Origin of the sequence: Frigoribacterium sp. NPDC087798 (assembly GCF_044742985.1) — a bacterium.
GTDB lineage: Bacteria > Actinomycetota > Actinomycetes > Actinomycetales > Microbacteriaceae > Frigoribacterium.
In genome coordinates, this window is sequence record NZ_JBIUVP010000001.1 from 1,008,645 (window position 1) to 1,026,153 (window position 17,509).

At 71.6% G+C, this 17,509-nt stretch carries 17 protein-coding genes and 1 tRNA gene; 4 read left to right on the top strand and 14 right to left on the bottom strand.

Annotation, left to right across the window (positions count from 1 at the left end):
* Window positions 1-92: 92 nt before the first annotated feature.
* The 7 genes from ACIOSR_RS04650 to ubiE all read right to left on the bottom strand — a co-directional run bounded on the left by ACIOSR_RS04650 (window position 93) and on the right by ubiE (window position 6,647).
* Window positions 93-905, bottom strand: a complete 813-nt coding sequence (locus ACIOSR_RS04650; RefSeq protein ID WP_192124576.1) for an inositol monophosphatase — start codon at window positions 903-905, stop codon at window positions 93-95.
* Window positions 906-982: 77 nt separating this feature from the next.
* Window positions 983-1,064: transfer RNA gene (locus tag ACIOSR_RS04655), tRNA-Tyr, on the bottom strand.
* A gap of 138 nt (window positions 1,065-1,202) precedes the next feature.
* Window positions 1,203-2,669 (bottom strand): cardiolipin synthase, encoded by a 1,467-nt coding sequence (gene cls / locus ACIOSR_RS04660; protein ID WP_159826076.1) that lies wholly within the window; start codon window positions 2,667-2,669, stop codon window positions 1,203-1,205.
* Window positions 2,670-2,702: 33 nt separating this feature from the next.
* Window positions 2,703-3,191 (bottom strand): YajQ family cyclic di-GMP-binding protein, encoded by a 489-nt coding sequence (locus ACIOSR_RS04665; RefSeq protein ID WP_056047782.1) that lies wholly within the window; start codon window positions 3,189-3,191, stop codon window positions 2,703-2,705.
* Window positions 3,192-3,296: 105 nt separating this feature from the next.
* Window positions 3,297-4,679, bottom strand: a complete 1,383-nt coding sequence (locus ACIOSR_RS04670; RefSeq protein WP_402751946.1) for an FAD-dependent oxidoreductase — start codon at window positions 4,677-4,679, stop codon at window positions 3,297-3,299.
* 91 nt (window positions 4,680-4,770) lie between these two features.
* Window positions 4,771-5,910 carry a polyprenyl synthetase family protein gene (locus ACIOSR_RS04675; protein ID WP_402751947.1) on the bottom strand — a complete coding sequence of 380 codons (1,140 nt, stop codon included), beginning with the start codon at window positions 5,908-5,910 and terminating at the stop codon, window positions 4,771-4,773.
* A complete protein-coding gene (gene ubiE / locus ACIOSR_RS04680; RefSeq protein ID WP_233568365.1) occupies window positions 5,907-6,647 on the bottom strand; it encodes a bifunctional demethylmenaquinone methyltransferase/2-methoxy-6-polyprenyl-1,4-benzoquinol methylase UbiE in 741 nt (246 codons plus the stop codon). Before ubiE ends, ACIOSR_RS04675 begins: the two co-directional genes overlap by 4 nt.
* Before the next feature lie 52 nt (window positions 6,648-6,699).
* On the opposite strand from ubiE, the gene ACIOSR_RS04685 reads away from it, so the two are divergent.
* Both ACIOSR_RS04685 and ACIOSR_RS04690 read left to right on the top strand, forming a co-directional pair.
* The gene (locus tag ACIOSR_RS04685) at window positions 6,700-7,932 is read left to right on the top strand and encodes an isochorismate synthase MenF (RefSeq protein ID WP_402751948.1); all 1,233 of its coding nucleotides are present in this window, start codon (window positions 6,700-6,702) and stop codon (window positions 7,930-7,932) included.
* On the top strand, window positions 7,929-9,338 hold the full coding sequence (locus ACIOSR_RS04690; RefSeq protein WP_402751949.1) for an MFS transporter: 1,410 nt from the start codon (window positions 7,929-7,931) through the stop codon (window positions 9,336-9,338). Before ACIOSR_RS04685 ends, ACIOSR_RS04690 begins: the two co-directional genes overlap by 4 nt.
* A 29-nt stretch (window positions 9,339-9,367) precedes the next feature.
* On the opposite strand, the gene ACIOSR_RS04695 is transcribed toward ACIOSR_RS04690, so the two are convergent.
* Genes ACIOSR_RS04695 through ACIOSR_RS04705 form a run of 3 tightly spaced genes read right to left on the bottom strand, consistent with a single transcriptional unit; the run spans window position 9,368 to window position 12,381 of the window.
* On the bottom strand, window positions 9,368-10,219 hold the full coding sequence (locus ACIOSR_RS04695; RefSeq protein WP_056046567.1) for a PPK2 family polyphosphate kinase: 852 nt from the start codon (window positions 10,217-10,219) through the stop codon (window positions 9,368-9,370).
* Window positions 10,220-10,272: 53 nt separating this feature from the next.
* Window positions 10,273-12,021, bottom strand: coding sequence for a 2-succinyl-5-enolpyruvyl-6-hydroxy-3-cyclohexene-1-carboxylic-acid synthase (gene menD / locus ACIOSR_RS04700; protein ID WP_402751950.1), 1,749 nt, complete (start codon window positions 12,019-12,021; stop codon window positions 10,273-10,275).
* Window positions 12,022-12,381: a PLD nuclease N-terminal domain-containing protein gene (locus tag ACIOSR_RS04705; protein WP_056046571.1), complete on the bottom strand. Its 360-nt coding sequence runs from the start codon at window positions 12,379-12,381 to the stop codon at window positions 12,022-12,024.
* A 177-nt stretch (window positions 12,382-12,558) separates the two neighbouring features.
* Here ACIOSR_RS04705 and ACIOSR_RS04710 point away from each other — a divergent pair, with 177 nt between their 5' ends.
* Entirely contained in the window at window positions 12,559-12,846 is a 288-nt protein-coding gene (locus ACIOSR_RS04710) for a DUF4229 domain-containing protein (RefSeq protein WP_402751951.1), read from the top strand.
* Between the two features lie 31 nt (window positions 12,847-12,877).
* Here ACIOSR_RS04710 and ACIOSR_RS04715 read toward each other — a convergent pair whose 3' ends face one another.
* The 4 genes from ACIOSR_RS04715 to ACIOSR_RS04730 are packed head-to-tail and all read right to left on the bottom strand — an operon-like array spanning window position 12,878 to window position 16,407.
* Complete coding sequence (locus ACIOSR_RS04715) at window positions 12,878-13,834, bottom strand: 1,4-dihydroxy-2-naphthoate polyprenyltransferase (RefSeq protein WP_123518715.1); 957 nt, start codon at window positions 13,832-13,834, stop codon at window positions 12,878-12,880.
* A gap of 28 nt (window positions 13,835-13,862) precedes the next feature.
* Complete coding sequence (locus ACIOSR_RS04720; protein ID WP_402751952.1) at window positions 13,863-15,023, bottom strand: AMP-binding protein; 1,161 nt, start codon at window positions 15,021-15,023, stop codon at window positions 13,863-13,865.
* Window positions 15,023-15,931, bottom strand: a complete 909-nt coding sequence (locus tag ACIOSR_RS04725) for a 1,4-dihydroxy-2-naphthoyl-CoA synthase (protein ID WP_056046577.1) — start codon at window positions 15,929-15,931, stop codon at window positions 15,023-15,025. The genes ACIOSR_RS04720 and ACIOSR_RS04725 overlap by 1 nt, the downstream gene beginning before the upstream one ends.
* 44 nt (window positions 15,932-15,975) lie before the next feature.
* On the bottom strand, window positions 15,976-16,407 hold the full coding sequence (locus ACIOSR_RS04730) for a hypothetical protein (RefSeq protein WP_277960082.1): 432 nt from the start codon (window positions 16,405-16,407) through the stop codon (window positions 15,976-15,978).
* A gap of 42 nt (window positions 16,408-16,449) precedes the next feature.
* Here ACIOSR_RS04730 and ACIOSR_RS04735 point away from each other — a divergent pair, with 42 nt between their 5' ends.
* Complete coding sequence (locus ACIOSR_RS04735; protein WP_402751953.1) at window positions 16,450-17,466, top strand: o-succinylbenzoate synthase; 1,017 nt, start codon at window positions 16,450-16,452, stop codon at window positions 17,464-17,466.
* The last annotated feature ends 43 nt before the right edge of the window (window positions 17,467-17,509 follow it).

Sequence of the window (17,509 nt, forward strand, 5' to 3'; positions counted from 1 at the left end):
CGCATTCGGGTGTCGTCGCCGATATTCACCGTTGATCTACGATATGACAACGCACAACGACGCATGTTGACATCTTGCGCTGGGTGCTCCGGTCAGATCCCTGCCTCGACGACCAGGGCGGCGAGGTCCTGGGCGATGGCAGGGGCCGCGACGAAGGTCAGCGACTCGCTGGGGGCCTGACCGAGCTCCCCGCGGACGACGGCGCCTGCTTCGGCGGCCACGAGTGCGCCCGCCGCGTGGTCCCACGGCTTGAGTCCTCGCTCGACGTAGGCGTCGACCCGTCCCGCGGCGACGGCGCAGAGGTCGAGCGAGGCCGCCCCCAGGCGCCTCAGGTCGCGAACGCGCCCCACCACCCGGACCAGCGCCTCCGCGTGCTCGACCCGACGTGCGGCGTCGTACGAGAACCCGGTGGCCAGCAGGGACGTCTCGAGGGAGGCCGGAGCGTTCACCTCGAGGCGACGCCCGTCCAGCCACGCGCCACCGCCGACCGACGCGGTGAAGGTCTCGCCCGACGTCGGGTTGACGACCGCTGCGGCGAGGGTGCGCCAGGTGAGCGGGTCGGGACCGCCCTCGACGACGGCGATGCTCACGGCCCACTGCGGGATGCCGTAGAGGAAGTTGACGGTCCCGTCGATGGGGTCCACGACCCAGGTGAGTCCCGTGGTCGAGTCGTCGGGTTCGCCCTCTTCTCCGAAGAAGCCGTCCCCAGGACGCAGCTCGGCCAGACGGCCTCGGACGTACGTCTCGACCTCTCGGTCGGTGTGCGTCACGACGTCGACGGCGCTGCTCTTGGTGTCGGCGACGACGACCCCCTCGGAGCGGCGGAGGGCCGCGAGCTCGGCGGCCTCACCCGCGACGGCGACGGCGATCTCGAGCAGCTCGGCGGGGGTCGGGGTGACGGACACGGGTCCTCCTGTGGGGTGGGTGGCCCGGTAACGCAAGAACGGACTCGACGAGCGAGTCCGTTCTTGAGGGGCAACCGTGGCAAGTGAGGGATTCGAACCCCCGAAGGCTACGCCGGCTGATTTACAGTCAGATCCCTTTGGCCGCTTGGGTAACTTGCCATGCACGCCCAGCCCGTGTGATCACCGACCGGAGGCGCCAGACAAATATACAGCCTCGGGAGCCCCCTCACGACCACTCGCCCTCAGGGCCGCGCCGCGCGGGCCGCCGGCCCACGATGGACCGCGCGGACAGGTGGACTACTGGACGGCGGAGGTGAGGCGGGCGACGTTGTCGAGGACCTTCGAGCGGAAGGGCCGCGCGAGCCAGTCGTCGAGGAACAGTTCGCGGCTCGAGGCGCGGTAGGTCTGCTCGACCTCGCGCAGCCGTTCGACGAACTCGCGTCCACGCACCATGACCGAGATCTCGAGGTTGAGGCTGAACGACCGCATGTCCATGTTGCTGGAGCCGATGACCGCGACCTCGTCGTCGATCGAGAAGTGCTTGGCGTGCAGGACGGTCGGCGAGCGGTACAGGAAGATGCGGACCCCCGACCGCAGCAGTGCCTCGTAGTAGGAACGCTGCGCGTGGTAGACCACCGGCTGGTCGCCGATCTCGCTGACGAAGAGCTGCACCTCGAGCCCGCGCTGGGCCGCGGTCGTCACGGCGTAGAGCATCGACTCGTCGGGCACGAAGTAGGGGCTGGTGATGATGATGCGCTCCTGCGCGCTGTAGAGCAGCGAGTTGAACAACCGCAGGTTGTTCTCGCCGTCGAAGCCCGGCCCGCTCGGCACCACCTGACAGTCGATCGTCTCGAGCCGGTCGGCCGTGTGCACGGGGTCGGTCTCGCGGAGCAGCAACTCGTCGGTCTCGCTGTACCAGTCGGTGACGAACAGCGCGTTGATGCCGGCGACGATGGGGCCCTCGAAGCGGACCATGAAGTCCTTCCACTCGAGGCCGCGGCGCTTGTTCTTGCGTTTCTGGTAGCTCTTGTCGACCATGTTCTGCGAGCCCGTGAAGGCCACCCGGCCGTCGATGACGAGGAGCTTGCGGTGGTTGCGCAGATCGGGCCGCTGGTACTTGCCCCGCAGCGGCAGCACGGGCAGCATGAGCTGCCACTCCACGCCCATCGCGTCCAACCGGCGTCGGGCCTTGCGGTACCCCGGGTACCCGCGGCTGGCGATGTGGTCCATCAGCAGACGGACCGTGACGCCCCGTCGACGGGCGTTCTCGAGCGCCAGGAAGAACGGCTCGGTCGTGCGGTCGAGGCTCGTGATGTAGAACTCGGCGTGGACGTAGCGGTGGGCCCCGTCGACGGCCTCGACCATCGCGGCCATGGATTCGTCGTAGTCGGTGTGCATCTCACCGGTGTTGCCGCCGACGAGCGGCATCGCACCGAGCGTGCGGTTGAGTTCGACCACCGAGTCGAGCCAGGCCGGCCACGGGTGGTCGCGCTTGACGCGCTCCATGCCCTCGGTCGTCTCGATGATGTACTTGTTGATCTCGGTCTGCTTCTCACGACGACGCGCGGGCAGCTTGGTGCTGCCGATCAACAAGAAGAGGACGAACCCGACGTACGGGATCAGGAAGATCGCGAGCAACCACGCGGTGGCCGTCTGGGGCCGCCGGTTGATGGGGACGTAGACGATCGCGAACACCCGGATGGCGATGTCGAGCACGATGCCGAGAACGGCGATCGTCGGCGCCACCCAGGCGGGTTCGACCATGGACGGGACCTCGGAGTCGTGAGCCGCGGGTGACTAGCGGAAGTTGACGAACTGCAGGTCGACGTCGAGGTCGGCCTTCTTCAACAGCGCCATGGTCGCCTGCAGATCGTCACGGCTCTTGGACTGCACGCGCAGTTCGTCGCCCTGGATCTGGCTCTTCACGCTCTTCGGGCCCTCGTCGCGGATGATCTTGCCGATCTTCTTCGCTGCGTCCTGCTCGATGCCCTGCTTGAGGGACGCCTCGATGCGGTACTCCTTGCCGCTGGCGAAGGGCTCGCCGACGTCGAGGTGCTTGAGGCTGATGCTGCGCTTGATGAACTTCGACTCGAGCACGTCGAGCACGGCCTTGACGCGTTCTTCGGTGGCGGCCTTGAGCAGCAGCTTCTCGCCGCTCCAGTCGACCGAGGCACCGACACCCTTGAAGTCGTAGCGCTGCTCGATCTCTTTCTGCGCCTGGTGGAGGGCGTTGTCGGCCTCCATCTTGTCGACCTTGCTGACCACGTCGAAGGAACTGTCTGCCATGGGGACCACCATACCGACGACCGACGAGGTCGGTGACGACCGCGCGCCTCCTCGGTTCCGCCGTCGAGGGGAGCCGAGGAGGCGCGCTACGGGCGACCGAGGACGTCAGGCGGGCGTCGACTCCGTCTCGACGGCGCGCGAGACGCGCACCATCTCGTCACGCTCCACGACCTTGACCCGGGCACGCTCGTGCTCGTGGGCCCCGCCGAGGGCGATCTCGTGCCCGTCGAGACGGTGCCAGCCCTCGAGGTCGGTGTACTCGACGCCGCGCTGCTCGAGCAGGGCCGGGATGGCCTCGTCGGACGGGTCGACCGGCTGCCACCAGCTGGCCTGGTCGTTGATGAGGTGCTTGACGGTCTCCATCGCGTCGCTCTTGGTGTGCCCGATGAGGCCGACGGGGCCGCGCTTGATCCAACCGGTGGCGTAGACGCCGGGGACGATCTGGTTGTCGTCGTCCATCACCTGGCCCTCGTGGTTCGGGATCACGCCACGACGCTCGTCGAACGGGATGCCGTCGAGCGGGGAGCCGAAGTAGCCGACCGCGCGGTAGATGGCCTGGATCGGCACGTCGCGGAGCTCGCCCGTGCCCTCGACGCCGCCCTGCCCGTCGGGCCGGGTGCGCTCGTACCGGAAGGCCGCGACGCGACCGTCGGCGTCGCCGACGACCTCGACGGGCTTGGCGTAGAAGTGCAGGTGCAGGCGACGCGACGCCGTCCCCACCTCGCGCTGGCGCCACTGGTTCAGCACCTTGTCGATGACGAACACCTGCTTGTTGGTGGCGATGGCATTCTTGGACGCCTCGTCGTGGTCGAAGTCCTCGTCGTAGACGATCATGTCGACGTCACGCACCTCGCCCAGCTCGCGCAGCTCGAGCGGCGTGAACTTGACCTGCGCCGGGCCCCGGCGTCCGAAGACGTGCACGTCGGTGATCGAGGACTGCTTGAGGCCCGCGTAGACGTTGTCGGGGATCTCGGTGGGCAGCAGGTCGTCGGCGTGCTTGGCCAGGATGCGGGACACGTCGAGGGCGACGTTGCCGACGCCGACGACGGCGACCGACGTCGCGTCGAGCGGCCAGGTGCGGGGGAAGTCGGGGTGACCGTCGAACCAGCTGACGAAGTCGGCCGCGCCGTAGCTGCCCTCGAGGTCGATGCCGGGGATGTCGAGGTCGGCGTCCTTGATGGCACCGGTCGAGAAGATGACGGCGTTGTAGTGCTTGCGCAGGTCGTCGAGCCCGATGTCGACGCCGTAGCGGACGTTGCCGAAGACCCTGATGTCGCCGCTGTCGAGCACGTCGCGCAGCGCGTTGACGATGCCCTTGATGCGGGGGTGGTCGGGGGCGACGCCGTAGCGCACGAGACCGTAGGGGGCCGGCAGCTGCTCGAAGAGGTCGATCGAGACGTCGAAGGCCTTCTCGGCCTTCGCGAGGATGTCGGCGGCGTAGATGCCGGCCGGTCCGGCGCCGACGATGGCCAGTCGCAAGGTGGTCACGGGTTCTCCCTAGATCTGGGGTGGCTCGGCGGGGCCGGCCGGTTGGACGATGGTGCTCGAGGACGAGACGGACGAGGAGGCGCGGCGCCGGTCAGGCGGACCGCTCGACCACGCGGTCGGCGAAGCGGGTGAGCGCCTTCTTCACGGGCCCGTCGGGCAGCGGGGACAGGGCGTCGAGGGCTTCGCGGGCCCACCGGTGAGCCTCGACCCGGGTGCGTTCGGTGACCTCGTGCTCACGGACGCGTCGGACCAGGTCGGCGAACTCGTCGTCGAGGTGGGCCGTCGCGTCGGCGAGCGACGCCGACGTGCCGCCCTCGAGGGTCGGTTCACCGCTCGACCCGTGGGCCGCGGCACGCGTGGCGTCGACGATGCGGTCGATCTCGGACAACAGCGACGACGCCTCGAGGTCGGCCTGCGCCAGCTGCCGCAGGTACAGCACCGGGAGCGTGACGACGCCGGCCCGCAGGTCGGTGCCGGCCTTCTTGCCGGTCTCGGCGGGCTGGTCGGACAGGTCGATGACGTCGTCGATCAGCTGGAAGGCGATGCCGATCTTCTCACCGAACTCGGCGACGGGGGCGAGGTACTCACGCGGTGCCCCGCTGAACATGACGCCGGCGCGGGCGGCGGTCGAGATGAGCGACCCCGTCTTGTCGGCGAGCACGTCGATGTAGTGGGCGATCGGGTCGTCGCCTTCTCGTGGGCCGACCGTCTCGTGGAGCTGACCGAGGCAGAGCCGTTCGAAGGTCTCGGCCTGGAGCAGGATGGCCTCTTGGCCGAGCCCCGACACGATGGTGCTGGCCCGGGCGAACAGCAGGTCGCCGGCGAGGATCGCGACGTTGTTGCCCCACACCGTCTGGGCGCTGGGGACGCCGCGACGCATCTGCGCCTCGTCCATGACGTCGTCGTGGTAGAGCGAGGCGAGGTGGGTGATCTCGGTGGCCTGCGCCGAGGCGACGATCCCGGGGGTCGCGCCGTCGCCCAGCTGGGCGATGAGCAGCGTCAGCGTCGGCCGGACGCGCTTGCCGCCGGCCGCGAGGAGGTAGCGCGTCGTGGCGTCGGCGATGTCGTCGGCGAAGGCGATCTCGCGCAGCAACCCCTCTTCGACGAGCTCGAGCCCGTCGTCGACCGCGGCCACGAAACGACGCTCGGTCGGCGTGGCGAACAGCTTCTCGCCGAGGCCGAGCGAACGACCCAGCGAGTTGCGCTGCGCAGGAGGGGCGCCGGCGTTCACGACGTGGCCCGCTTCGACCGCGAGGAGGAGCGCGCGGCGCCCGACGCCGGCTTGCGCCCCCGGTGCAGGGCGACGATGCCGAAGCTGAGGTCGCGGTGGGCGACGCGGGTGAACCCGGCGCCGCGGATCCACTGGCTGAGGACCTGCTGCTCCGGCCACTGCTCGATGGACTCGGCCAGGTACGAGTAGGCCGGGCCGTTGCTGCTGGTGACCTTGGCGACGAGGGGCATGCCGTACTTGAGGTAGGCCCGGTAGGCGGCGCGCAGGAGACCGAACGGCGGAGTGGAGAACTCGCAGACGACGAGGCGGCCACCCGGCTTGAGCACGCGGTTCATCTCGGCGAGCGCGACCTTGGGCCGGTTCACGTTGCGCAGCCCGAACGAGATGGTGACGGCGTCGAACGTGTCGTCGTCGAAGGGCAGCGACTCGGCGTTGCCCTCGACGAACTCGAGCTCGGGGTGGCGTTCGCGGCCGACCTCGACCATGCCCTTCGAGAAGTCGAGGGCGACGACCTCGGCACCCCGCTGCGCGATGGCCGCCGAGCTGGTGCCCGTGCCGGCTGCGATGTCGAGGACCTTGTCGGCCGGACCGGCACCGATCGCCTTCACGGTGGCGATGCGCCACAGGACGGCGTTGCCCGCCGAGAGCACGTCGTTCGTGCGGTCGTAATGGCGCGCGACGCCGTCGAACATCGAGGCGACCTCGTCGGGTTGCTTGTTCATGTCGGCCTTGGTCACGATGGTGGATCCTACCGTCAAGCACTGGGGGTGTCCCGAGTAGGGTCGACGAGTGAAGTCCCCCGCGTCCCGCGCTCCGTCACTCGCCGTCCGCACCACGCGAATCGACCACGTCAGCCCGTTGCTCGACGTCGTCGACCGGGCGCGTCCGCTGGTCTTCGTCCGCGGCGGGGCGGGCATGGCGGGCGTCGGCGAGGCCCTCCGTCTCGAGTTCTCCGGGCCCGACCGCATGACCGAGGCCGCCGACGCCTGGCGTGCCGTGGCGGCCGCCGCCACGGTGCACGACGAGGTCGGCGTGCCCGGTACCGGGTTGGTCGCGTTCGGCTCGTTCGCGTTCGACGACGAGTCCGCCGAGACGAGCGTGCTGATCGTCCCGAGCATCGTCATCGGACGGCGCGACGGGGTCGCCTGGATCACGAGGGTGGACGACGCCGAGCTGCCCGCGGGGAAGCCGGTCGGCGCCTCCGTCCGCCTCTCGCTGGCCGACGGCGCCCTCGACGCCGACGGCTACGCTACGGCCGTGGCCCGGGCCGTCGACGCCATCGGCGCCGGTCGGGTCAGCAAGGTCGTGCTCGCACGCGACCTCGTGGGCACGTTGCCCCCCGAGGCCGACCTGCGCCTCGTCGCCGCCACCCTGCTCACCGCGTACCCCGACTGCTACGCCTTCGCCGTCGACGGACTGATCGGGGCCAGCCCCGAGACGCTCGTCAAGTCCGAACGGGGAGAGGTGTCGGCCCGGGTCCTCGCCGGCAGCGCGGCCCGTGGCGTCGACGCGGCCACCGACGAGCAGGCCGCCCTCGCCCTGGCGACGTCTCCGAAGGACCTCGACGAACACGCCTTCGCCCTGCGCAGCCTGTTGCTGTCGCTCGGACCGCACGCCCGAGACGTCGTGACGGGCGAGCAGCCCTTCACCCTGCGCCTCCCCAACCTCTGGCACCTGGCCAGCGACGTGCGGGGCCGCCTGACCGACGGGTCGAGCTCGCTCGACCTCATCGCCTCGCTGCACCCGACGGCGGCCGTCGCCGGCACCCCGACGCAGGAGGCGCTGGCCCTGATCCGAGAACTCGAACCGTTCGACCGTGGTCGCTACGCGGGGCCCGTCGGCTGGGTCGGCGCCGACGGCGACGGCGAGTGGGCCATCGCCCTCCGGTGTGCCCAGGTCGACCGGGACGGCTCGGTGCGGGCGTTCGCGGGGGCCGGCGTCGTCGCCGAGTCCGTGCCCGAGAGGGAGGTGGCCGAGACGGCCATGAAGTTCCGCCCCGTGGTCGACGCCTTCAGCCGATGACCGCGCCCGCCCCCGCGACGACGTGGTCGCGTCCGGTCGCCCTCGTCGTGGCGGCCGCGTTCTTCATGGAGAACCTCGACGCCACCATCCTGTCGACGGCGACCGCCACGATCGCGACCGACTTCGGCGTCCAGCCCGCGCAACTCGGACTCGCCGTGACCGGCTACCTCGTCGCCGTGGCGGCGTTCATCCCGCTGGGCGCCTGGCTCGCCGAACGCTGGGGCGCCCGCCGCGTGTTCCTCGCGGCCGTCGTGCTCTTCGTCCTCGCCTCGGTCGCCTGTGCCGCGAGCACCGACCTGGTCGCCCTCACGACCTCCCGGGTCGTGCAGGGCTTCGCGGGCAGCATGATGGTGCCGATCGGCCGACTGATCGTCCTCCGCAGCACCGAGAAGTCCGAGCTGATCCGAGCGATCGCCTACCTCACCTGGCCCGCGCTCGTGGCTCCGGTCGTCGCGCCGCTGCTCGGAGGACTGCTCACCGAGCACCTCGGCTGGCAGTGGGTGTTCCTGGTCAACGTCCCGGTCGGCCTCGCGCTGCTCGCGGTCGCCTGGAGGGTCGTCCCCTCCCCCGAGGTCGGTGACCGCCAGCCGCTCGACCTGGTCGGTCTGGTGCTCGTGGCGGGATCGATCGTGGCACTGGTGCTGGCGTTCGAGCTGCTCGGCGAGCCCACGACGCTCGTGCCGGGCGTGCTGCTGGCCGTCCTGGCGGTGGTGCTCGGCCTCGTGGCCGTGCGGTGGTTCCGTCGGGCGGCGCACCCGTTGCTCGACCTCACGGCCTTCCGCATCGGGTCGTTCCGCGTGACGAACCTCAGCGGATCGCTCTACCGGGCCGTCGTGAACGGCATCCCCTTCGTCGTCCCGCTGCTGCTGCAGGACGGTTTCGGCTGGTCGCCGGTCGAGGCGGGACTCATGCTCATGTGGGTGTTCGTCGGCAACCTGGCCGTCAAACCGTTCACGACGCCGCTGCTGGAGCGCTTCCGCGTGGTGCCGATCATCGTCGTCGCGACGGTGGCCCTCGCGGCGACCTTCGTCGCGGCCGCGCTGGTCGGCCCCGACACCTCGCCGGTCGTCGTGGCGGGGGTGCTGCTGCTCAGCGGCGTCTTCCGGTCCGTCGGCTTCACGGCCTACAACACGCTGCAGTTCGCCGACGTCCCGGCCGAGATGATCGGGCCCGCCAACGCCATCGCGTCCATCACGAGCCAACTCGCCGTGGGGCTCGGCGTCGCCGCGACGGCACTGGCCGTCCGCGTGGCCGACCTCGCGATCTCGACCGACGGCCCGGCACCCGCCGCGTCCGGGTACCAGGCCGCGTTGATCGTGCTGGCCGTGCTGGCCCTGCTCAGCCTGATCGAGGGGCTGCGGCTGCCCGAGGGGACCGGCGTCGCGTTGCGGAGCCGCGCCTCCTAGGCTCCTGACCTCGTCGGCCGGTGGGCCGGCTACGACGTCGCGAGCTTCGTCTTCTCGAGCTCGACGTCGAACTGCGCGACGGGCCAGTCGAGCCCGCGCGACGCGAGGGCGTCGATCAGCAGCTTCTGGACGGCGACCCGGGCGTACCACTTGCGATCGGCCGGCACGACGAACCACGGGGCGGTCCCGGTCGACGTGCGACGGATCGCCGTCTCGTAGGCGTCTTGGTAGTCGTTCCAGACGAGACGCTCCTCGAGGTCGCCGGGGTTGTACTTCCAGTGCTTGTCGGGGCGGTCGAGTCGGTCCGCGAGGCGTTCCTTCTGCTCGTCGGACGAGATGTGCAGCATCACCTTGACCAGCGTGGTGCCGTTCGCGACGAGCTCGTCCTCGAACTCGACGATGTCGGCGTACCGCTGTTCGATGTCCTCGGGCGGCGCGAGGCGGCGCACCTTGCCGATCAGCACGTCCTCGTAGTGCGAGCGGTCGAAGACCCCGATCATGCCGGGGCCGGGCAGCTCGCGCCGCACCCGCCACAGGAAGTCGTGCGCGAGCTCGTCGGGCGTCGGCGACTTGAAGGCATGGTGCGCGACGCCCTGGGGGTCGACGGCGCCCACGACGTGCCGGACGATGCCGCCCTTGCCGGCGGTGTCCATCGCCTGCAGGACCAACAGCACGTTGCCGGTGCTGCCCCCGCTCCGGCTCTGCGCGAACATCTTCTCCTGGAGCTCGCTCAGGGTCTCGCGACCCGACTCGAGCGCCTGCTGTGCATACGCCTTGTCACCCGCGAAGCCCGGGGTGGACGAGGTGTCGACGTCGGCGAGCACGAAGCCCTCACCGGCTCGGAGGGACTGGGAGGGCGGGGTCGTCCACGTCTTGGCCATGCCCTCGACCCTACGACCGAGCGACCCGATCCGCCCTGGCGTGGCGCGGACGCTCAGCGGGAGAGGGGCACCTCGATCAGAACCGGCCCGTCGTACCGGGCGACGAGGGCCTGGTCGAGCTCCGCCCGTGTGGCCGCCTCGACGTACTGCCAGCCGTAGGCCACGGCGAGTGCCGAGAGGTCGACCTCGTGAGGGGTGAACTGCACACGGGTCATCGCCTCGGGCGACGCGGTGGCCGCGACCTCGAGCCCGTCGAAGATGGTGCCGCCGCCGTCGTTGCCGACGACCACCTGCAACCGGGGCCTGGTCTCGCCGAGGCCGAGGAGCATCGAACCGACGTCGTGCAACAAGGTCAGGTCGCCGACGAGCACCCGGGTGGTGCCGGCTGCGGGGTCGTCACGCTGGCTGGCGAGGGCGATGCCGGTGGCCGTGGCGATCGTGCCGTCGATGCCGGCCAGCCCACGGTTGGCGTGCACGGGGATCTTCTTGCCCGGCACGATCTGGTCGAGTTCGCGGATGAGCCTCGACGCACCCAACACGAGGCGGTCGTGTGGCCAGCTGACGCGCCACAGGGCCTCGGCGAGGGCGCGGCGCGTCACCGGCCGCCGCAGCAGCTGCACCTCGCGACGCAGGAACTCGGCCTGTTCGGCCGCCTCGGTGCGACCGGCCGAACCCTCGGCCGTCCCGTCGGCCCCGGGACCGTCGGCCGCGTCCTCGGACTCGGCCTCGGCCTCGAGCAGGCGACGACCCGTGTGGACCCAGCGCCCGACCCACGTGCGATGAGCGGCGTCGTCGGTCGAACCGACCCCCGAGGAGGCGCGGTCCACCTCGACGGCCTCGACCACGCGCGCGGAGCGACCCGGGTCGTAGGCCTCGGCCCCCGCCGCACGGACGACCACGACCTCGACCCCGCCACGGGTGAGCAGCGAGGGGATCTGACGGCTGAGGGTCGGGTGCCCGAAGACCACCACCCGACGGACGCGGCCGCCGAAGTCGGCGTCGTCGAGCAGGGCACGGTACGACGAGACGAGGTGCGGCCCGAAACGGGCCCCGCTCGAGACCTCGGCCACGAGCGGGGCACCCAGTGCCCGGGCAGCGGCCTCGGCCTCGGGGCCGGCGGCGTGCCCGGCGACGACGAGGGTCGCGGGGTCGACGTCGACCCCGAGCGCGGATGGTGCCACGGACGGCGCGACCTCGACCGGCGCGGGGTGGGCGGCGGGCAGCGACTGCTCGCCCGACGACAGGGGCTCGCGGAACGCGACGTTGAGCTGGACCGGGCCGCGCGAACGCCCGAGGGCTCCGTGCGAGTCGCCGCCGAGGGCCTCGGCGACGGCCTCGCGCGCGAGCGTGCGGACGGCCTCGTGGTCGACCGGGCCGGAGCGGGGAGCCTCGACGTCGCGCACCCACCCGACGGCGCTCGCGAAGAGACCCGGTTGCACCGTCGTCTGGTTCGAGCCGATCCCGCGCATCTCGGAGGGACGGTCGGCGCTCACGACGATCATGGGCACACCCGAGTGGTGCGCCTCGAGCACGGCGGGGTGGAGGTTCGCCACGGCGGTGCCCGACGTGGTGATCACGACGCTCGGGACGCCCGTCTCGGCGGCGAGACCCAGCGCCAGGAATCCTCCCGAGCGCTCGTCGATGCGCACGTGGACCGACAACCGACCGGCGGTCTCGAACTCGGCGGCCGCGAGGGCCAGGGCCTGGCTTCGGGACCCGGGGCTGAGCACCACGTCGCGGACACCCGCGTCGGCGAGGGACGCGAGCAGCGACAGGGCGTACTCGGTCGACGGACTGGTCACTTACTGCTTGCCGGTCTTGTCGTCGTTGTCGAGGTCGAGCAGCTCTTGCTCGAGGCGACGGATGCGCTCGTCGGTCGTCTCGCGGTCGAGGTCGCTCGTCGTGCGCCAGGACGTCCCCGAGAACTCGGGGTCGTCGTCGGGTGCAATGGTGCGCGTCGCGGCGGGGCGGCCGCTCTTGCGCGCCCGCCCGAGCACGAACCACAGCACCGCGCCGATGACGGGGAGGAGGACGATGATGACGGCCCAGAGGGGCTTGTTGAGGGCCCGGAACCGTGAGGCGTCGGCGAACAGGCAGTCGATGAGCGCGAAGATGACGAATGCCGCCGCGGCGACGATGCCCACGATGAAGAGCCTGACCATGGACCGAGCCTAGTTCTCGATCCGGTGCAACGCCTGATGGTCGGTCGGCCGTTGCGGAGCTGTGACGTACGGCGCGAGGCGGTGCCGCACCGCGCCTCCTCGGCCCGTCGGATCGCGGCCGCAGGGCCCGTCCGCCGCGGGGCGGGCGCACACCTCACGGACCGTAGACTCCTCGTCGTGAAACCCTGGCTCAAGTACTCGATCGTCCGACTCGGCCTGTTCGCGGTCGTGCTGGGCCTGCTGCTGGTGCTGAGGTTCGACCCCTTCTGGGCCACGCTGATCGCGGCGGTCGTCGGCTTCTGCGTCTCGTACCTGTTCTTCGCGCCGCTGCGCCGGAAGGTCGCGCTCGACCTCGCCGACCGCCGGTCGCGCCCGGCCAAGCTCGACGACGACTCGGTCGCCGAGGACGAGGCCATCGCCGACGACGACGGCGAGCGCGCACGCCGCAGCGACGGCCAGGCCTGACCTCGCCCGGGCCGCGAGCCCGGGCCGGACCCTAGAAGAAGAGCGCTGCCGATAGGGCGAGCGCCCAGACCAGGGCCGACAACGACGACAGCTGCAGGGCGAGGATCAGCTCACGGGGCGTCTTGCCCGTGACGCCGATCACCGCGGCGGGCACCGCGACGATGAGCGTGAAGTAGACGTAGGGCGCGTGCAGGTACAGGAACGCGAAGTACACGAGGATGAAGAACGGCAGCAGCAGGAACAGCGCGTAGAGCGCGCGCGCCACCGGGTCGCCGACGACGACCGCGAGGGTGCGTTTGCCGGCGGCGGTGTCTTGCGGGATGTCGCGCACGTTGTTGATCATCAGGACCGCGCAGGCGAACAGCCCGGCGGCGACCCCCGCCACCCAGGCGTCGAACGGGAACTCGCGCAGCTGTACGAAGGTCGTGCCCACGGTCGCGACGAGCCCGAAGAACACGAAGACGAAGAGCTCGCCCAGGGCGTTGTAGCCGTAGGGCCGTTTGCCGCCGGTGTAGAACCAGGCGGCCACGACCGCGGCGGCGCCGACGGCGAGCAGCCACCAGATCTGGGTGATGACGACGACGACGACACCGGCGACGGCCGCGAGGGCGAAGAACGCCAGCGCCACCTTCAGCACGGTCTTCGGACGGACGCTGCCCGAGCCGGTCAGTCGCGAGGGCCCGACCCGGAAGTCGTCGGTGCCGCGGATGCCGTCCGAGTAGTCGTTCGAGTAGTTGACGCCGATCTGCAGGAACACCGCGACGGCGAGGCAGAGAAGCGCCAGGGTGAGGTCCCAGCCACCGTTCGCCCGGGCGACGCCGGTGCCGAGGGCGACCGGGGCGATGCCCAGCGGCAGGGTGCGCAGGCGGGCACCGCCGATCCAGTCGCCGGCCGTCACGCGACGGACCGGCTGCTTGCCGGGCCGCCCGCCCGGTCGGCCACCGGGGCGGCCGCTGCGCTTGGGGGTCGAGGTCTTCGTCTTCGCCACGTGGTCGAGTCTAGTTCGCAGCCGGCTATCAGCTTGCCGCGAGGCCGGCGACCAGGCGGGTCAGCGCCACCCGGTCCGGCTTGCCGCTCGCGAGCACGGGCACCGCGTCGACCCTGACGATGCGATCGGGTGCCGCGGCTCGACCGGCGGCGGCGACCACCGCGGATCGCAGGGCCGCCAGGTCGTCGGCGGCCGACGGCGCAGGAGGCGCGGTGTCGGTGACCACGACGGGCACCTCGCCCCACCGGGCGTGTGCCGCGCGGACGACCACGGCGTCGGCGAGCCCCGGCTGCTCGCGCACGACCCGCTCGACGACGCCGAGCGACACCTTCTCGCCACCCGAGACGATCACGTCGTCGAGCCGGCCGCTGACGGTCAGCACCCCGCCGGGCGACACCGTTCCGGCGTCGCCCGTGCGGTACCACCGCAGGCCGTCGCGCGTGACGAAGGCCGCAGCCGTGCGCTCGGGGTCGTCGAGGTACCCCTCGGCCAGCGACGGCCCGCTCAGCTCGACCTGGCCGTCGACGACCTCGACGCGGGTGCGGCCCACCGGCACGCCGTCGTACACGCACCCGCCACTGGTCTCGCTCGACCCGTAGGTGCGCACGACGGTCACCCCGAGCCGACGGGCCCGTTCGACGAGGGGGCCGGGAGTCGCCTGCCCGCCCACCAGGAGGGCGTCGAAGCGGCGCAGCACGTCGGCCACGCCGGCGTCCTCGTCGGCGGCGTCCAGCGCCGTCGAGAGCTGCGCGGGGACGAGCGACGAGTACCGCACGGGGTGCTCGAGCCGACTGGCGGCGGCGACGAAGCCGGCGACGTCGAAGTGGCCGGGCGTCAGCAGGGCCGGCTCGGTGCCCGAGGCGAGCGAGCGGACGAGCACGTTCAGCCCGGCGACGTAGTGCGCCGGCAGGGCGAGCACCCACTGCCCGGGCCCGGCCAGGGCACCGTCGGCCGCGGCGGCACCGGCGAGCACCGCGTCGGAGGACAGGGCCACGCGCTTCGGGCGTCCGCTCGAGCCGCTGGTCTCGACGACCAGCGACACCGCCTGCGGCACGAGTCCCGGGAGGTCGGCGGGCACACGGTCGTCCGTCCGGGGCGCCACCGCGGGACCCCCCTCGAGCGCGACCCGGAGGGCGTCGAGCACCGCACCGGGCTCACGTGCGTCGACCGCCCGCAGGGTGCGCGTCATCAGTACTGCCAGGGGAAGGGCGACCAGTCGGGAGCACGCTTCTCGAGGAACGAGTCGCGTCCTTCGACGGCCTCGTCGGTGCCGTAGGCGAGGCGGGTCGCCTCGCCCGCGAAGACCTGCTGACCGACGATGCCGTCGTCGGTCGCGTTGAAGGCGAACTTGAGCATGCGGATGGCGGTCGGCGACTTCGTCAGGATGGTGCGCGCCATGGCGAGCGCCTCGCGTTCGAGGTCGACGTGTGGCACGACCCGGTTGACGGCACCCATCTCGTGGGCACGGTCGGCGCTGTACTCCTCTGCCAGGAAGAACACCTCGCGAGCGAACTTCTGCCCGATCTGCTTGGCGAAGTAGGCGCTGCCGTAGCCCGCGTCGAACGACCCCACGTCGGCGTCCGTCTGCTTGAACCGACCGTGTTCGCGACTGGCGATCGTCAGGTCGCAGACGACGTGCAACGAGTGGCCGCCACCGGCCGCCCAACCGGGCACCACGGCGATGACGACCTTGGGCATGAACCGGATGAGCCGCTGCACCTCGAGGATGTGCAGCCGCCCCGCCGACGCCGGGTCGGGCACGTTCGCCTGGTCGCCCTCTGCTTTGTAGCCGTCACGACCGCGGATGCGCTGGTCGCCACCGCTGCAGAACGCCCAGCCCCCGTCCTTCGCGCTGGGACCGTTGCCGGTCAGCAGGACGACCCCGATGCGGCTGTTCATGCGGGCGTCGTCGAGCACCCGGTAGAGCTCGTCGACCGTGTGCGGCCGGAACGCGTTGCGCACCTCGGGGCGGTCGAAGGCCACGCGGGCCACCCGCCCGTCGAGGCTGTGGTGGTAGGTGACGTCGGTCAGGGCGTCGAACCCCTCGACCCCCCGCCACTCGGTCGGATCGAACAGGTCGGACACCTCGGAAGCCATGTCGCCAGCCTAGCGACGGGGTCCGACCTCGCCGCCTGGCGGGGTCAGACCGTCGAGACGAACCGCGAGATCAGCCAGACGAGGACGAACGGGTTCGACAGCGAGCTGAGGACGACCGCGGCCACCCCCCACCACCGGCCGCGGCGCAGGACGGCGGCCATCAGACCGATCACCCCGACGACGACGGAGGCCAACAGGGTGACCAACGCGAGGACGGCGGCCGGGCTCACGGCGTCCGCGGCCAGGAGTCCCAGGGCCACACCGTCGAGGGCGAGCAGCACGACGGCCAGGACGAACGTGACGACGCCGAGGCGTCGGCTGCGCGGAGGGTCGACCACGTCGTGACCGGGACCGTCGAAGACCCGGAGGCCGTCGGCCTCGGACGAGGCGCGACCGAGTCCGCCGCGCCCCGGGTCGGAGGGATCGTCGGGTGAGGGCTCCGGTCGTCGGACGGGCTCGGGTTCGCGGTCGACCATGACGCACGACCTTACCGGGGTCCCCGGTGCGACACTGGGCGGATGCCGACCGTCGACCGCGCACCGTCCACGACTCCCCCGCTGCCTCCCCTGGCCGACCTGGTCGAGGGTGCCCACGTCGTCCGTCTCCCCCTCCGCACCCGGTTCCGGGGACTCGACGCACGCGAGGCCCTGGTGGTCGAAGGCCCGTCGGGCTGGACCGAGTTCAGCCCCTTCGTCGAGTACGGACCGGCCGAGGCGGCCGCCTGGCTCGCGGCCACGATCGACTTCGGCTGGGGTCGGCTCCCCGAGGGGGGCTCCCGCCGGGTGGCGGTCAACGCGACCCTGCCGGCCGTCGCCGCCGACCGGGTGCCCGACGTGCTCGCCCGCTACCGCGGCTGCCGGACGGTCAAGGTCAAGGTCGCCGAGCGCGGTCAGACCCTCGCGGACGACATCGCCCGCGTCGCCGCAGCCCGCGACTGGGTCGGCCCCGAGGGGCGCGTCCGCGTCGACGCCAACGGAGGATGGTCCGTCGAGTCGGCCGAGGAGGCGCTGGTCGGGATGGCACCGTACGCCCTGGAGTACGCCGAACAGCCCTGCGCCACGGTGCCCGAGCTCGCCGAGCTGCGGCGCCGCGTCTCGGGGACGGGCGTGCTCGTCGCCGCCGACGAGAGCGTCCGCAAGGCCGACGACCCGCTGGCCGTGGCCCGGGCCGGGGCCGCGGACCTCCTCGTGATCAAGGCCCAACCGCTCGGCGGCGTCACCGCCGCACTGCGCATCGTCGCGGCGGCCGGGCTGCCCGTCGTCGTGTCGAGCGCCCTCGACACGTCGGTCGGGCTCAGCATGGGGGCGCACCTCGCCGCCGCCGTGCCCGGGCTCCGCCACGACTGCGGGCTCGGCACGGCCGCCCTGCTCGGGGCCGACGTGACGCGTGATCCCCTGCTGCCCGTCGACGGCGAGATCGACGTGCGACGGGTCGAGGTCGACGTCGACCTGCTCCGCCGCCACGCGGTGGACGACGACCGACGCGAGGTGTGGCTGGAGCGGCTGCGCGCCTCCTACGCCGTGCTCGCGGGCTGACGCCCCGTCGCACGCGGCGCCGGGCGACGCCACGGCGTCGGTG